18 protein-coding genes are annotated in these 15,891 nt (G+C 66.3%); 12 read left to right on the forward strand and 6 right to left on the reverse strand.

What is annotated here, in order from left to right; genetic code table 11:
• Positions 1-19: 19 nt before the first annotated feature.
• On the reverse strand, positions 20-733 hold the full coding sequence (locus tag BJF87_RS11225; protein ID WP_035753986.1) for a PadR family transcriptional regulator: 714 nt from the start codon (positions 731-733) through the stop codon (positions 20-22).
• A 225-nt stretch (positions 734-958) separates the two neighbouring features.
• On the opposite strand from BJF87_RS11225, the gene BJF87_RS11230 reads away from it, so the two are divergent.
• From BJF87_RS11230 to BJF87_RS11250, 5 genes are all read left to right on the forward strand, one after another.
• Positions 959-1,351 carry a DUF5318 family protein gene (locus tag BJF87_RS11230; protein WP_006361045.1) on the forward strand — a complete coding sequence of 131 codons (393 nt, stop codon included), beginning with the start codon at positions 959-961 and terminating at the stop codon, positions 1,349-1,351.
• A 128-nt stretch (positions 1,352-1,479) separates the two neighbouring features.
• On the forward strand, positions 1,480-3,840 hold the full coding sequence (locus BJF87_RS11235) for a transglycosylase domain-containing protein (RefSeq protein WP_035753989.1): 2,361 nt from the start codon (positions 1,480-1,482) through the stop codon (positions 3,838-3,840).
• A complete protein-coding gene (locus tag BJF87_RS11240; protein ID WP_187346490.1) occupies positions 3,800-5,452 on the forward strand; it encodes a glycosyltransferase family 87 protein in 1,653 nt (550 codons plus the stop codon). The genes BJF87_RS11235 and BJF87_RS11240 overlap by 41 nt, the downstream gene beginning before the upstream one ends.
• Before the next feature lie 74 nt (positions 5,453-5,526).
• Positions 5,527-6,468 carry a hypothetical protein gene (locus BJF87_RS11245; protein ID WP_035754047.1) on the forward strand — a complete coding sequence of 314 codons (942 nt, stop codon included), beginning with the start codon at positions 5,527-5,529 and terminating at the stop codon, positions 6,466-6,468.
• Positions 6,469-6,504: 36 nt separating this feature from the next.
• Entirely contained in the window at positions 6,505-6,948 is a 444-nt protein-coding gene (locus BJF87_RS11250) for a hypothetical protein (protein WP_035753990.1), read from the forward strand.
• On the opposite strand, the gene BJF87_RS11255 is transcribed toward BJF87_RS11250, so the two are convergent.
• Together BJF87_RS11255 and BJF87_RS11260 are read right to left on the reverse strand one after the other, a co-directional pair.
• Positions 6,928-7,509, reverse strand: a complete 582-nt coding sequence (locus BJF87_RS11255; RefSeq protein ID WP_035754048.1) for a GNAT family N-acetyltransferase — start codon at positions 7,507-7,509, stop codon at positions 6,928-6,930. The two genes, BJF87_RS11250 and BJF87_RS11255, sit on opposite strands and share 21 nt — an antisense overlap.
• A 1-nt stretch (position 7,510) precedes the next feature.
• Positions 7,511-8,968: a membrane protein gene (locus BJF87_RS11260; protein ID WP_042376071.1), complete on the reverse strand. Its 1,458-nt coding sequence runs from the start codon at positions 8,966-8,968 to the stop codon at positions 7,511-7,513.
• Positions 8,969-9,090: 122 nt separating this feature from the next.
• On the opposite strand from BJF87_RS11260, the gene BJF87_RS26080 reads away from it, so the two are divergent.
• From BJF87_RS26080 to rplI, 6 genes are all read left to right on the forward strand, one after another.
• Positions 9,091-9,261, forward strand: coding sequence for a hypothetical protein (locus BJF87_RS26080; protein ID WP_158037494.1), 171 nt, complete (start codon positions 9,091-9,093; stop codon positions 9,259-9,261).
• A complete protein-coding gene (locus BJF87_RS11265; protein ID WP_075863124.1) occupies positions 9,258-9,542 on the forward strand; it encodes a hypothetical protein in 285 nt (94 codons plus the stop codon). The genes BJF87_RS26080 and BJF87_RS11265 overlap by 4 nt, the downstream gene beginning before the upstream one ends.
• A gap of 132 nt (positions 9,543-9,674) precedes the next feature.
• Positions 9,675-9,956, forward strand: coding sequence for a 30S ribosomal protein S6 (rpsF, locus tag BJF87_RS11270; protein WP_004020660.1), 282 nt, complete (start codon positions 9,675-9,677; stop codon positions 9,954-9,956).
• A 116-nt stretch (positions 9,957-10,072) separates the two neighbouring features.
• Entirely contained in the window at positions 10,073-10,597 is a 525-nt protein-coding gene (locus BJF87_RS11275; protein ID WP_035753991.1) for a single-stranded DNA-binding protein, read from the forward strand.
• A 65-nt stretch (positions 10,598-10,662) separates the two neighbouring features.
• On the forward strand, positions 10,663-10,920 hold the full coding sequence (gene rpsR / locus BJF87_RS11280; protein WP_006361034.1) for a 30S ribosomal protein S18: 258 nt from the start codon (positions 10,663-10,665) through the stop codon (positions 10,918-10,920).
• A gap of 19 nt (positions 10,921-10,939) precedes the next feature.
• Positions 10,940-11,395, forward strand: a complete 456-nt coding sequence (rplI, locus tag BJF87_RS11285; RefSeq protein WP_006361033.1) for a 50S ribosomal protein L9 — start codon at positions 10,940-10,942, stop codon at positions 11,393-11,395.
• A gap of 70 nt (positions 11,396-11,465) precedes the next feature.
• On the opposite strand, the gene BJF87_RS11290 is transcribed toward rplI, so the two are convergent.
• Positions 11,466-12,131 carry a hypothetical protein gene (locus BJF87_RS11290; RefSeq protein WP_035754051.1) on the reverse strand — a complete coding sequence of 222 codons (666 nt, stop codon included), beginning with the start codon at positions 12,129-12,131 and terminating at the stop codon, positions 11,466-11,468.
• A gap of 574 nt (positions 12,132-12,705) precedes the next feature.
• Between BJF87_RS11290 and dnaB the strand changes: the two genes are divergently transcribed.
• Entirely contained in the window at positions 12,706-14,958 is a 2,253-nt protein-coding gene (gene dnaB, locus BJF87_RS11295) for a replicative DNA helicase (protein ID WP_035753992.1), read from the forward strand.
• A gap of 20 nt (positions 14,959-14,978) precedes the next feature.
• On the opposite strand, the gene BJF87_RS11300 is transcribed toward dnaB, so the two are convergent.
• On the reverse strand, positions 14,979-15,503 hold the full coding sequence (locus tag BJF87_RS11300) for a hypothetical protein (protein ID WP_035753993.1): 525 nt from the start codon (positions 15,501-15,503) through the stop codon (positions 14,979-14,981).
• Positions 15,504-15,717: 214 nt separating this feature from the next.
• A partial coding sequence (locus tag BJF87_RS11305; protein ID WP_139319454.1) for an integrase core domain-containing protein occupies positions 15,718-15,891 on the reverse strand: 174 nt, incomplete at its 5' end.

Below are 15,891 nucleotides of genomic sequence, written 5' to 3' on the forward strand. Positions count from 1 at the left end.
CGCTGCGCCACCGGTGTTTTCACTTGCTCGGGTGCCCGAGCTGTTCGTCCCGGCTCTGCGGCGAGTCCGGTTCTGGCAATTCGTCATCGGCTCGTCCGGTGCCGGCGTCCGGCCCCGGATCGACAGGTGACTGTTCGGTTCCGGCGTCGTCCCGAGCGGTGTCGTCGGGATCAAATGTGTCGGAATCGAACGGACTTGGAGTCCCGTCTCGCTGCTGGGAGCTCTCGGCGGCGATCAGCTCGTTGAGCCAGCGGACCTCCCGTTCGCTGGACTCGAGGCTGAGCTGATGCAGCTGACGGGTGTAGCGATCGACCGCCCGGTTGGACCGTCCGACGATCTCCCGCAACCCTTCGCGGCGCTCCTCCACCTGCCGACGACGACCCTCGAGGATGCGCATGCGCGCAACTGCGGGAGTCCGGCTGAAGAACGCCAGATGCACACCGAAACCGTCGTCGGTGTAGTTCTGCGGACCGGTGTCGGCCACGAGCTCGGCGAACCGAGTGCGGCCGGCATCGGTGAGTTGGTACACCCGACGCCCACGGCGAACCTTCATGCCCGAGGGTGCGTCGGCTTCATCGATGAGACCGTCGGCCTGCATCCGACGCAGGGTCGGATACAGCGAGCCGTAGGAGAAGGCACGGAAGGCCCCGAGGAGCCCGGTCAGCCGCTTGCGCAGCTCGTAACCGTGCATGGGGGCTTCGAGAAGCAACCCCAGAATCGCGAGCTCGAGCACTTCGTCACCCCCTCCGGTCCGTCGATGTGTCGAAAGGTGCTGACAGCGCAACACCTCGCTCCGATGTGTTTGCCAATGTATCGCACCGATATAACCGGTGTCCACGACGAGGTCGATCGAGGAAGATACGTCGTGCGTTGGGCGGTCTCGGCAGCCACCCGGTTCCGTGGAGCGCGCGGACCCGTCGCGCCGACGACAAAGGTGTGACCACGTACGCTTGGAACCGTGCAACGCCAGATCGTCGACTACGCCCTGCAGCGGCGCGCTCGGCTGTCCTCGGTCCACGCGGGCCGGACCGCCGTGGCCGACGTGTGCGATGCGAGTCCGTACCTTCTGCGCGCGGCGAAATTCCATGGTCGGCCCAGCGAGACGATGTGCCCGATCTGCCGAAAAGAGCAGGTCACACTTGTGTCCTGGGTGTTCGGTGAACGGCTCGGCCAGGTGAGCGGCTCAGCGCGGAGTACGGACGAGATCGCCCGGCTGGCGACCACCGCCGAGGAGTTCTCGGTGCATGTCGTCGAGGTGTGCCGGACGTGCAGCTGGAACCATTTGGTGCAGTCATACGTTGCCGGGCTGCCGCCGCGGACCACGCGTCGCACCCGACGTGTGGCCAAGTAGTGCGCTGGCCTGCGGTTTTTGCCGAGGCCTCATGCGTGCTGTCAAAGTGGAGTGGCACGAGGCTAGAGAATGAGCCCGAGGTCAGCGGTGCGTGTACGTGCCGCACGGCCCGGTAGGAAAGGTGGACGATGAGCGAGGCGTACGGTTCTTCGCCCACACCGCGCGGTACCGGACCCCGTCCCGGTCGCAACGGTGGCGGTAACAACGGACGAGCCAGCAGGCAGGCCACGGAGGCGCGGCAGAAACGCTTCGCGTGGGCGCTCGGCGCAGTGGGTGCGATCGTCCCGGCCATCGTGCTGGTGCTGATCATCGCGTTCGCATTCACCTACTTCACCGCGGAGATCCCCGAACCCGAGGTCAGCCAGAAGGCGACGATCGTCGACACCTCCGGCCGCACCCTCGCCGACATCACCCAGCCCGACGGCAACCGCACCGTCGTCCCGTTCGACGAGATCCCCGAGACGATGATCCAGGCGATCGTCGCTGCCGAGGACCGCGAGTTCTGGACCAACAACGGCTTCTCGCCGCGCGGCCTGTCCCGCGCCATGATCGGTCAGATCACCGGCAACCAGTCCGCCGGCGGTGGTTCGACGATCACGCAGCAGTACGTCAAGAACGCGATCGTCGGCGACGAACGCAGCTTCGACCGCAAGTTCAAGGAACTCGCGATCGCCGCCAAGATGAACGAGCGGCACGGCTGGTCGAAAGAGAAGATCCTCGAGGCCTACCTCAACACCATCTACTTCGGCCGCGGAGCCTACGGCGTCGCCGTCGCCACGCAGAAGTACTTCAACAAGTCCATCACCGACAAGGCGCGGGCGAAGAAGAACCCGCTGACCTTCGAGGAAGCCGCTCTGCTCGCGGGCGTCATCCGCGCGCCGTCGTACTACGACCCGGAGAACAACCTCGAGGCGACCGAGGCCCGCTGGCGGTATGTGCTGAGCGGCATGGTCGCGACCGGAGCCATCACCAAGCAGCAGGCCGACAACGCGGTCTTCCCCAAGACCGTCAAGGCGCGTGTCAGCGGAAGCGACGAGACGCCCGGCCCCAACGGTCTGATCAAGCGTCGGGTGCTCGAAGAGCTCACCAGCGTCGGCATCACCGAGAAGCAGCTGCAGACCGGCGGCCTCAAGATCAGCACCACCATCGACCCCCAGGTGCAGAACGGTGTCGTCCAGGCGGCTTGCCGCAAGAACAAGATCTACAAGTGTCCGAACGGTCAGCTGAACGGTGAACCCGACGACCTCCTGGCGTCCGTGGTGTCCATCGACCCGCAGTCCGGAGCCGTGCGCGGCTACTACGGTGGCGACAACGCCGGGGGATGGGACCTCGCGCAGGCGGGTCTCCAGACCGGCTCGTCGTTCAAGGTCTTCGCGCTCATCGCAGCCCTCGAACAGGACATCCCGCTGTCGAAGACCTACAGCTCGGCGCCCTTCGAGGCCAGCGGTGGACTGACGGTCGAGAACTCCGACGGTGAGAGCTGCGGCTCGTGCAACCTCGCGACCGCGATGAAGATGTCGCTGAACACCGTCTACTACCGCCTCATGATGGACCTCAAGCGAGGCGCCCAGGACGTCGCCGACGCGGCGCACCGGGCCGGTGTCGCCGAGTCCTTCGGCAACATCGAGAAGACCCTGGAGGAGGCGAACGGCTCCCCCGAGGGCGGCGTGGTGCTGGGCCAGTACCAGTCCCGCGTCATCGACATGGCCTCGGCATATGCGACGCTCGCGGCGTCCGGCGTCTACCACGAGCCGTACTTCGTGCAGAAGGTCACCGACTCCGAGGGCCAGGTGCTCTTCGAGCGCAAGAACGAGGGCAAGCGGGTCTTCCCCGCCAAGGTCGCCGACACCGTGACCGCGGCACTCGAACCGATCGCCGCGTACTCCAACGGCAACTCGCTCTACGATTCGTCGCTGGGCGCGCGTCCGTCGGCTGCCAAGACCGGCACCGTGCAGCTCGGCGACACCGGAAAGAACAAGGATGCCTGGATGGTCGGCTACACGCCGCAGCTGTCCACCGCGGTCTGGGTCGGCACCAACGACGGCACGGCGCTCACCAACTACAGCGGCGCGTCGATCTACGGCAGCGGCCTGCCCTCGCAGATCTGGAAGGCGGCCATGAACTCCGCCCTGGAGGGCAAGGAGATCAAGGAGTTCCCCGAACCCGAAGAGGCGATCGGCGGACAGGTCGGCATCCCGTACGAGGCGCCGGCGACGACATACGCCCCGTCGACGCGCTCGCGCGGACCCTCTGCTCCCACCTTCGAGATCCCCGATCAGGGCAACGACGGCAACCTGACCCTCGCACCGGGCGTGACCATCCCGATCCCGGGAGCCCCGCGCGGCGGCGGCAACTCCGGTGGCGGCAATTCCGGCGGCGGGAACTCGCCCGGTGGCGGAGGCACCGGCGGCGGGAACACCCCGGGCGGCGGAGGCAACCAGCCCGGTGGTGAGGACGGCGGAGGCGTCCCTGAACCGCCTGTCGGCTGACCAGGACACCTCGGCTGACACCGACGACGCAGCCGACCCTGCCTGGGACAGCCCTGCACCGTTGGCGCGTGACGAACGCGTCGACGCAGAACGAATACTCCCCGACAACCTCGTGCGCGAGGCGAGTTCACTCATCGGCGGCCCGGCGGGCGCGCATGCCGTCATCGGCCGCAGCCGCCACCTGACACCGCTGCGCGTGCTGTTCGCACTGGCTCTGTGCGGTCTGGCCCTCGGCTGGTTCGGCAAGGCGAGCTGTCTGCAGCAGGCTCCGGCCGACGACGGTTCGGCGAGCCGGCCGGGTGCCGAGATGCGACTCGACTGGGACGACCAGCGGCAGTTCACCAATCTCTGCTACAGCGACGTCATCAGCTTGTACGGCGCGGAACGACTGAACATCGGGGCACTGCCCTACCGCGATTTCTGGTTCCAGGAGGATGCCCGGGGTCAGACCATCAAGCGCTACATGGAGTACCCGGTCCTCACCGGGATGTTCATGTACGGCGCCGCGCAGCTGACGCGCGGTTGGGTGTGGGCCGAGGAGAACTGGGGTGTCCCCGGTGCGCTCGACGTCGTGCTGTTCTTCACCATCGTCGCGCTCGGACTGGCGCTGTTCTGGCTGGTCACGATCTGGGCCACGGCTCTGACCGCACGCACCCGGATGTGGGCGGTCTGGCTGGCGGCGCTGTCGCCGCTGGTGTTCGTCCACGCCTTCACCAACTTCGACACCATCGCGACGGCAGCCGTCGCGGTCGCCCTCCTCGCCTGGTCGCGGGACCGGCCGTGGATCGCGGGCGTGGCTATCGGGGTCGGCGCCGCCGCGAAGCTCTATCCGGCGTTGCTCCTGGTGGTGCTGGGAGCGTTGTGTCTGCGGTCCGGCCGGGTTCGGGAGTTCGGGGCCACGGCTGCGGCCGCGCTCACCGCCTGGCTGCTGGTCAACCTGCCGATCCTCATCCCGTATCCGACCGGGTGGTGGGAGTTCTTCCGGTTCAACGGCGACCGCTCCGCCGACGCCGACACCATCTACCGCATCCTCGCCGACACGCTTGGTTTCACATGGAACATCAACCATCTGAACGCGCTGTCGGTGGGGTTGACCGTCCTCGTCCTGGTGGCGGTCGCCCTCATCGGTCTGTGCGCGCCGTTCCGTCCCCGGGTCGCGCAACTGGCGTTCCTCGCGGTGGCCGGCTTCCTCCTCGTCAACAAGGTGTGGAGCCCGCAGTACTCGCTGTGGCTGGTGCCGCTGGCGGTCCTGGCGATCCCGCACACCCGGCTGCTGCTGACGTGGATGACGATCGACGCGCTGATCTGGATTCCGCGGATGGGCCTGTTCCTCGACCAGGAACGTCGTTGGCTCCCCGACCAGTGGTTCACCACCGCGGTGGTGCTCCGGGGATTGATCGTCATCGTGCTGTGTGCGGTTGTGATCTGGCAGATCTGGCATCCGAAGGACGACCTCGTCCGGGCCGGGAACGACGGCCGCTGGTACGACGACCCGGCCGGTGGGGTGCTCGACGGCGCACCGGACCACATCCGGCTGCGCCTGCCGTCGAGGCGTGTGCGGCGACGTACCGAAGACGAAGTGGCCGAGCCGGTTTCGGCCGGGTGTCGGTGAGCGGACAGCGGCTGCGCCGCGGTCCGACGCGTATCCGAGGGAACCGAACGCTGCGCCGGCGCGTCCAATCCATCATGAATCCCTCGCAACTCGCACTCCCCGACGACCTCACCGACTGGCTCGCCGAGGGCGACCGTACGGCCGAGCTCCTGTCCGATTCCGTGCTGGTCGACCAACAGTGGTGGATCGACACGCTGGCCGAGTTCGAGATGCCGAACACGTTGCACGGCAGTCGAATCGGCCGACAGGAGTTGTTCGCTCTCGGTGCGGTCGCCGGCGAATCCCCGGAAGATGCGATCGCGCTGCTGTGGAATGTCGTCGCGTTCTGCCTGGGCCGGCAGAACTCCGACGGCAAGAAGCGGATCGCCGCCGTGGCCGCGGACCGCAAACGCCTCGGAAGGTTGCTCCAGGAGGCCGCCCTGGCCAGTCGAGACGACCCGGGCGCGGCGTACGCGATGCTGCGACCGGACAAGGGCGGCAACACCATCGATCGGCTTGGCCCGGGCGGGTTCACCTGGTTTCTGTACTTCGCGGGTGCCGGCGACCCGAAACACCCGAGTCCGGTGCTCGAGGCAAAGGTCGGCCGGTCGCTGCGACGTGCCGGGTGGAAGGGTCTGCGCGACGGCGTCTGGACCGCCGCCGACTACGTCGCCTACTCGCGGATCGTGGATCGCTGGCGCACGGAAGCCGGGGTCGATCGCAACGACGTCATCGTGCGCGGCCTGTTCGCGATCTCGCCCCCGACCGGATGGGACCACCCATGGCAGGCCTGGGAGCGTCAGACGTGGGAGAAGGCGAACTGGGTGCGCGGCCCGCTGTCCACCGACGATCTGCGCGTCGTCCACCGCTGGTTGTGCACTCTGTCCGCATTGGCGCCGAGATCCGCTGAGGCGCAACACGAATTCAGGGACCTCGGTCGCAAGATCAGCCAGGCGCTCAATGGCGAGGTCAGTGAGATCAACAACGGATTCGACGAGGACCACGTCTACGGCAGCTATCTCGGTCGACGATTCTGAGGGTTGAGGCGTGCTTGCCGTGGGTATGGCCTGGACATGGCTGAGCGTGGCGAGAACATCCCGGACAGCACCGCGGAGGCGGTCGGCAAGGTGGGGGAGGCGCTCGAGTACGTCGAGCGCGCCCGTGGCCACCTCTACAGTTTCCATCAGCTCATCGGGCATGCAGACCTGCTGCTCGGCGAGGCCGTGGACGCACTGCGCGAGGACGGGCACACCGACATCGCTGACGCCCTCGCCACCGAGATGGTCGGACGCAATGTCGTCAACGGCCGCTGGACATTCCAGGTCGTCGAGGAGTTCGACTCCACCTACTGGCAACCGCTGCGCGACCACGTCGATCGGGCACGGACCGAGCTGACGGACGGAATCGCACACCTCCACGAGGCGCGGATGAAAGAGGACCGACGGACGCACGGTCACCCCGACCACACCAAGGAGCCTGAGGGCAGAGAACCCGGATCAGGTGGACATCCGCTGTAGCAGTATGTCTTTGGCGACCGGCCAGTCATCATCGGTCATCGAGTAGAGCGCGGTCGTGCGCCAGCCGCCGCCGAACCGCCGGTGTTTGCGGAGCAAACCCTCGAATCGGGCGCCGAGCTTCTCGATGGCGGCGCGGGACTGCGCATTGTGCTCGTGGGTGTGCCAGGTGACTCGTACAGCGCCGCAGTCCTCGAAGGCGTGCCGCAGCAACAGGTACTTCGCGGTTGGGTTGACCGTCGTCCCCTGCACGCGTTCGGCGTAGAACGTGTACCCGATGCAGGCACTCCGGTGGGTGTGGTCGATCTCGTAGAAGCTCGTCGACCCGACGATCTCGCCGTCTACGTTGTCGACGACCGCGAACGCAACGCGTGCGTCTGGGCCGACGTTGGCGGCATCGATGAAACGTTGGGCGGAGGTGAGGTCGACCGGTACACCAGGAGACCAGCGGAACCGGGCCGGATCCCCGACCACGCGGGCGAGCGCCGGAGCGTCGTGGACGGTCAACGGCCGCAGGGTGACCCGCTCGCCGACGAGCGGGCCAGTGCCCAACCAGGAACTCACGTCAGGCTCGATCCGCGGCCGGTGCAGCGGGTCGAGTCGCGGGATTTCCGGGGAGATCACGCGGTCCCGTGTCGCGGATCGTCTTCGACGCGAGCGGTTCCCGCAGCGGTGTGCGGGCGAGCGTACCGATCAGGTAGACGAGCAACACCGCGTGCACCCACACCGAGCCGGCGACTCCGGTGAGCACCCACCAGGGCAGGGGATCGCCGGCGTCGCGGATGGGGAACAGGCGGAAGATCGTGAGGTCGAGGGCGATGTCGGTGAGCAGGTAGACGGCGATCACCTGCCAGCGGACTCGCATGAGCACGAAGAACGGGAGAATCCAGAGCGTGTACTGCGGTGAGTGCACTTTGTGGAACAGCATGAACCCGGCGAGCATCGCCCCGCTCACGCCGATCCAGGGGAAGACCCCGATCCGCTCGTAGCGGCGCCACCCCAGGTACATGGCCACGGCGAAGCTGACGAGGATCAGCACCGGCGACGCCACTCCGACGACGGAGTGGTAGGTGTCTGTCGTTCCGGTGAGATAGCGCAGACCCCAGTACCAGATGGAGTTGGTGTCGACGTCGGCTCGCCGCCGCCCCTGGAAGGTCAATGCCGCCTTCCAGCCGTCGAATCCGAGGACCATGAACGGCAACTGGATCGCGACGACGGTCACCACCGCGGCGCCGGCCACCCATGCGGCACCGACCCAGTCGAGGCCGCGACGCCCCGCTTGTCCCAGACGAGCGGCGTCCCCGGTCAGGACATAGGCGGCCAGCGGCAGCACGAAGATCCCGGGATAGAGCTTGAGGCAGAAGCCGATGGCCAGCAGGACGGCCGCCACCACGGCACAGGCGCGCAGCGGGAGTCTCCGTCGGTCGGTGGCGGGATCGATCGAACCGCCCCACGCCATCACGGCGATCGCGGCGACCGCGGTCGCGACCACCGGCAACTCCCAATTGTGGAAGGAGTACAGGACCAGCGGGGGAGTGGCCGCCCACAACAGCGCCCACCAGCGGACCATCAGCGCCAGCATCACGGTGATCGCGAAACCGAACGGCGCCAACAACAATGCGGACTGGGTGAAGAACGCGGTGTCGGTGTCGGCGCCGATGGCCCCGACGTACATGAGCAGGCCGGACAACACCGGGTACTCGACCACGCCGCCGAACAGGGTGCCGTCCCCGGCGATCCCACCGTGAATGTAGGGGAACACGTGGTTGTTGATGTCGCGGCCGAGCCACAGGTACATCAGGTCCGAGTAGCAGGGGATGAGGCCGCCGGGATCGCCGGAGGGCCAGTTGGCGCTGCGGCCCTCGGCGTCGAACGGCGCCCCGCCGCAGCGGGCCTTCGCCTGGAAGCTCCAGAACATCGTCGCCGCGGTGGCCAGTAGCGAGACCAGCACGATGACCGCGGTCTCACCGCGTCCGGACAACCACGGGATCCGCCGAGGCGTACTGATCCGCGGCTCCGACATGGCCAACAGAGTAGGTCGTCGCGTCTGGATCGTGTTCCCTGAGGTGTGACGAGCCGCGAACGCCGAACCGACCCGATCGTCGATCAACGGCCACCGGTGTCTCTCCGACTTACCCTGGGTCGATGAACGTGCTGACCGTCGCAGGCATCGTCCCGGGGCCGCGCTACAGCGTCGAGGCGACCCTGGCGACCGGAATCGGGCACGACGGCACCGCGGGACGCGAACTGCCGGTGCGGGTGTGGCGCTACCAGGCGTCGTCTCTCTCGATCACAACCGGGAGTTCCGCGGGATGATCCGCCTCACCGACGTCACGTCGATCTCGTTCTTCCTCCCCGACAGCCTCGATCACCGCCGCGACCCGCAGGCGATCCACACCGAGCTCGGCGTGCGGCAGTACGTGAGCAACCCCGGGCCGGCGGCGATCGGGATCGGGCCCACCTGGGCGGAGACGACCGTGGTCGACGATCCCCGTGGTGGCGAGGGCCGGTGGCTGCAGACCCAGGCGCACATCCACGGCTACGGCGTCGCGACCCTCGAGCTGAACTACCGCATCGAGGTCGTCACCAGCCGCTGAACCGGTGCTCACGACCTCGGATTTCCGGGAGAACGTCCTGGTCATGTATCTTGGACCGGTTGCCGACGCAGGCGACCCTCCTGCCACGGACAGTCCGTGGCCGACCTAGCCCATAGGAGGTGATGTGGTCTTATGCGTCACTACGAATTGATGGTCATCCTCGATCCGAATCTGGACGAGCGCACCGTCGCACCCTCACTCGATACTTTCCTCAATGTTGTCCGCAAGGATGGCGGTTCGGTGGATGGTGTCGACATCTGGGGCAAGCGCCGCCTCGCTTACGAGATCCTGAAGCACAACGAGGGCATCTACGCCGTCATCGATCTCAATGCCGAGCCCGCCACGGTCACCGAGCTCGACCGTCAGCTGAAGCTGAACGAGTCGGTTCTGCGCACCAAGGTCCTGCGGAAGTAATCCACAGGGTTTCTTGAACGTCTGAAGACGTCGGTACCGGGTTCTAGGGTTGACCCAGAAAATCCCGGTGCATGTCGATCAGCGAGTGCCCACCTACGACCCAAGGGGAAACACACATGGCAGGCGACACGGTCATCACCGTCATCGGCAATCTCACCGCCGACCCGGAACTGCGGTTCACGCCGTCCGGTGCAGCGGTTGCCAACTTCACGGTGGCTTCCACCCCGCGCACGTTCGACCGTCAGACCAATGAGTGGAAGGACGGCGAAGCGCTGTTCCTCCGCTGCAACATCTGGCGCGACGCCGCGGAGAACGTGACCGAAAGCCTGACCAAGGGTTCCCGGGTGATCGTGCAGGGACGGCTCAAGCAGCGGTCCTACGAAACCAAAGAAGGCGAACGACGCACGGTCGTGGAACTCGAGGTCGACGAGATCGGCCCCTCGCTGCGTTATGCCACCGCCAAGGTCAACCGCGCCTCGCGCGGCGGCGGCGGCGGTGGTGGCGGCGGATTCGGATCCGGTGGCGGCGGCGGTAGCCGCGGCGGCGGATCGAACCAGCAGGTCGCCGACGATCCCTGGGGCAGCGCGCCTGCCAGCAGCGGCGGATCGTTCGGTGGCGGGGACGACGAACCACCTTTCTGATATCTCACGGGACGACACTCACATGTGAGTGATCCCGAAGAAGCATTGACTGGAGCAATACACACATGGCAAAGGCGAAGCCCAGCCGGAAGCCTCGCGTCGAAAAGGTCACCAAGACCAAGGCGTGCAGCTTCTGCAAGGACAAGAAGGCCGACATCGACTACAAGGACACCGCGCTTCTGCGCCGTTTCCTGTCCGACCGTGGCAAGATCCGCTCGCGTCGCGTGACCGGTAACTGCGTGCAGCACCAGCGCGACGTCGCTGTGGCTGTCAAGAACTCGCGTGAGGTGGCCCTGCTGCCCTTCACCTCGACCAGCCGATAAGCGGAAAGGATCAGTTGACATGAAGCTCATCCTCACCGCCGCCGTGGAGAACCTCGGCGAAGCCGGCGACATCGTCGTGGTCAAGGACGGCTACGGCCGCAACTACCTGCTGCCCCGCGGCCTGGCCATCAAGGCCACCCGCGGCGCCGAGAAGCAGGTCGAGGGCATACGCCGTGCGCAGGAGGCCCGCGAGGTTCGCGGTCTCGAGCACGCCAACGAGCTGAAGCAGGCCCTCGAGGGCCTCGACGCAGTCTCGCTGGACGTCAAGACCCACGACTCGGGCAAGCTGTTCGGTTCGGTCACCGCGGCTGACGTCGCCGGTGCCATCAAGACCGCCGGCGGCCCCGTCGTGGACAAGCGCACCGTCGTGCTGCCCAAGGGCCACATCAAGGCCACCGGTAGCTACCCGGTCACCGTCACCCTGCACCCGCAGGTCTCGGCAACCGTGCAGCTCGCCGTCGTCGCCGCAGGCTGACGCACCGCATCACACGAAACAAGGCCGGGTGGAAGAGATTCCACCCGGCCTTGTCGTATGTGCGGCCGCCCTACTTCGGCGCAGGCGGGTTGGCGGGCAACTGATTCCAATACTGCAGCCGTGGAGGCAGGTATCGCGGCGCCGGGTTTGCGCTGTGCGCGACGGCGTTGTTGCCCGGTCCGAGGGTGTCCCAGGACGGGAAGAAGAACTTGTGCCACGCGGGGGTGAAGATCAGCGCCCGTTCGCCGGTGCGGCAGGCGACGACGTCGCGCCGCGGCACGGTGCACGTGACCCCGGCGATGGTGACGCGCTTGCCGACGCCCAGAACCGGCGGCCGGAACCCGGTCTTCGAACCGAAGCGGTACGTCTGGTCTCTGTTGACCCACCACGGGCCCTGCTGGTCCGCCGTGATGGCGGCGCCCGTCGCGGTGGGCGGGGCGGTCGCGGGACGGCCCTGACAGCCCACGTAGCGGTAGGCCTGCCCGATCTGGCACATCCAGCGGCCGGTGGTGAAGAACGAACGCCCGTTGTCCCCGTAGGCGAGCGAGCGGAAGGTCGTCGGGTCGACCGGCTGGTAACGCGCCAGGTCGAATTCGACGGGCATCGTGGGACCGGGCGCGGCGTGCGCCGGCGGCGCACCCAACGCGATCCCGGTCGCAACCGTCAGCGCGGCCACCACCCCGACCGTTCGACGGATGACCCCGGTTCCCAACCCCAACCTCGACACGATCGACATTGCATCACACGGATTCGGGTCGTCGTCGTCGATCCAGCGATAAGTCATACGACTGATCACTGTCGTGACTAGCTGTTACGTAGATCACTCGGGAAATTCACCAAATTGTTTGCCACACGTACTTGAACAGTCGGTCGCAACACGCCCAACTGACGACGCGCCGAAGAGTGTCGAAGGATTTTCAGTTTCTTGATTGTGGAAATTAATAGGTGTTCTGACCTGGGCAAACAGAGTTGTTCACACCCGAATTCCTCAGGTTGTCCACAACGGGTGCACAATCGCTCCCCCGCTCATTCACACGTCGTCCACAAGTCCTCCCCAGATTCATCAACAGCCCGGTTTGAGTCGTCGTGTCGGAGGTCTTAGTGTCACGGCTCAGGTCTCAGTCCTGTTTTCGCACGCTCGGCGGCAGTCGTTGTCGGAGCGTCCCGATAGGAAGAGACGGACAGAGCAAGAGACAGAGCAGTACGTCGACACCGGAGACTCGCGAGGTGGCCTGCCGGGGCCGACACCACAGAGGTCGATTCACTCGTCAGGGCGAGCGGATCGAGCGTATGCGAGAGGTTAGACACACGTGGCTGTTGTGGATGACCGCGGGCACGGTCCTGCCGCCGGCGATCGGGATAAAGAACGAGGTCGGGGTCGAGGTGCGGACGATGCACCGCCCACCGAGGACTTCGGTAGGCAACCCCCACAGGATCTCGCTGCCGAGCAATCCGTGCTCGGCGGCATGTTGCTGTCCAAAGACGCGGTCGCCGACGTCGTCGAGAAGATCCGGACGGCCGACTTCTATCGGCCCGCTCACCAGGCGGTGTTCGAGGCGATCCTTAGCCTCTACTCCAAGGGTGAACCCGCCGATGCGGTCACCGTCGCCGCAGAACTCGAGCGGTCGGGCGAACTCAAACGCATCGGTGGCGCACCGTATCTGCACACGCTGATCTCGACGGTGCCCACGGCCGCAAACGCCGGCTACTACGCCGAGATCGTGGCCGAGAAGGCCATCCTGCGCCGTCTGGTCACCGCCGGTACCCGCATCGTGCAGTACGGCTACGCGGGCAACGACGGCCAGGACGTGGCCGAGGTCGTCGACCGCGCACAAGCAGAGGTCTACGAGGTCACCGAACGCCGTCAGGCCGAGGACTACCTTCCCCTCGAAGAACTGCTGCAGCCGACGATGGACGAGATCGACTCCATCGCCTCGCGCGGCGGCATCTCGTTGGGCGTGCCGACCGGCTTCGCGGACTTCGACAAGCTGACCAACGGTCTCCACCCGGGCCAGATGATCATCGTGGCCGCGCGACCCGGCGTCGGCAAAGCGCTCGCCCTCGACACCCCGCTGCCCACGCCCACCGGCTGGACGACGATGGGCAAGGTCGGGGTGGGCGACAAGCTGCTCGACGCGCACGGCCGGCCCACCAAGGTGGTCGCCGCGACCGACGTGATGACCGAACGTCCCTGCTACGAGGTCGAGTTCAACGACGGCGCGGTGTTGGTCGCCGACGAGCAGCACCAGTGGGCGGCCGAGATCGACGGTGAGCGCCAGGTCGTCACAACGGCGGGCCTGCGTGCGCACGTGGGGTGTGCGGTCATCCGCAACACCGCGCCGCTCGAGTTGCCGCGCAAGCGTTTTGCCTACGGCCCGTACACGGTCGCGGCGCTGGCGGGGATGGCGTTCGACGATCCCGAGATCAGCATGCGCATCGACGCCGAGGGGCCCGTCGACGTGATGACGCTGATGGCCGACCTCGGCGGCCGGATCCCCTACGAGTACCTGCGCGGTTCGATCGCGCAGCGTCGGTCGTTGCTGGCCGGTCTGCTCGATGCCCGCGCCAGCGTCGACGACGACGGCTGGATCACGGTGCCCGCCGCGACCCGGCACATGACCGCGGTCGTCGCCGATCTGGTCGCCGGTCTGGGCTTCAACTACAAGCGCTCGGCCACCGGTTGGCTGCGCGTCGACGCCGACGAGGACGTGTTCACCGTCCACCACAAGGCAATTCGACACAAGGAGCTCCGACGCAAGGCCGGCGTCCGCCGCGTCGTCGCGGTGCGTCCGGTGGATTCGGTGCCGGTGCGCTGCGTCGAGGTCGACAACGACGAGCACCTCTACCTCGCCGGCGAGGCGATGGTCCCGACGCACAACTCGACGCTGGCCATGGACTTTCTGCGCTCGGCGGCGATCGGCCACGGCCTCACCGCGGCCATGTTCTCGCTCGAAATGAGCAAGACCGAGATCGTCATGCGACTGCTCTCGGCAGAGGCCAAGGTCAAGCTCGCCGACATGCGTGCCGGCACCATGAGCGACGACGACTGGACGCGTCTGGCCCGCCGAATGGGTGAGATCTCGGATGCGCCGTTCTTCATCGACGACTCGCCGAACCTCACGATGATGGAGATCCGCGCCAAAGCGCGTCGTCTCAAGCAGCGCCACGACCTGAAAGTCGTTGCGGTGGACTACATGCAGTTGATGACCTCGGGCAAGAAGGTCGAGTCCCGTCAGCAAGAGGTCTCGGAGTTCTCGCGTCAGCTCAAGCTGCTGGCCAAGGAACTCGAGGTGCCGGTGATCGCGATCAGCCAGCTGAACCGTGGTCCCGAGCAACGTACCGACAAGAAGCCGCAGGTGTCGGACCTTCGTGAGTCCGGTTCGCTGGAGCAGGACGCCGACATGGTCATCCTGCTTCACCGCCCCGACTCGATCGAGCGCGACGACCCGCGCGCGGGTGAGGCCGACATCATCGTCGGCAAGCACCGTAACGGACCGACGGCCACGATCACCGTCGCGCACCAGCTGCATCTCAGCCGGTTCGTCGACATGGCGCGGGGTTAGGCTTCGCGAGGTCGGCCCTCTCAGGAGGTCTCGAGTGCACCAGCCGGGGGCCGGCACCAGACTTTCCTTCCCTCATCAGTGAGGTTCGTGTATTCGTTCACGCGGATCAGGAGATTGCCGTCCGAATCGTCGCGTTGACGGTAGGCGAACCCTCCGTGAGCGCATATTCCCTTGGTGGGTGGGATGTTCGGGTCGAACTCGACAACTACAGCCTCGCGTTCGAGTTTTCGCCACCACACGCGAAGTCTGTCCAGTTTGTCGGCGTTCATACCGGCACCGAAGGTTGCCATGTACTCCCCGTGGTCACGAAGTCGCCGGTAGGGAATCGCCTTGTCGTGGCCCTTTGAGGTCTCCCAGGGCCAGCAGTCGTTAATCAGCTGGCGCGTCGATTTCTTTCCGCCGTAGGTCTTCAGATGCCAGGAGACTGCCTGCCGCGTTACGCCGTACATCTCGGCGATCTGGGTTTGGTTGTAGCCCTTCGACTTCAGATCCTCGATTACCTCTTTGGAGAGCTCGCGATCAGATGTTGTGCTGGGTTGATCCATGACCTTGCTCTTTTTCGACGGGTCGGATCAAGAGAACCCTTGCTTCCGCGCCCTGGTACCGGGCTCGGATGCCCTGCGTATACCTGATCATCATAGGAAGGAACGTCCGCGCGTCCCTCAACCGCAGGTACACCCGGGCGGCTTCCGGACCGGGAGTACCGCGCGGAGCAGGGCCCTGGTCAAACTGAGGGGGACCCATTCGATGGTCCAGTCGCTATGCGGCTTGAGGTTGGTGGGTCGTGGTCCACTGTAGGGCGAACACGGCGGGGGTGAGTCCGTGGTGGGCCGAATGGGGTCGGTTGGCGTTGTAGTCGATCCTCCAGTCTTCGATGATGACCCGGGCTTCGCGCAGGGAGTCAAAGCGCCAGGAGTTGAGCAGCTCGTCGCG

The organism is Gordonia sp. CNJ-863, from assembly GCF_001942325.1.
In the GTDB taxonomy this organism is placed as follows: domain Bacteria; phylum Actinomycetota; class Actinomycetes; order Mycobacteriales; family Mycobacteriaceae; genus Gordonia; species Gordonia alkanivorans.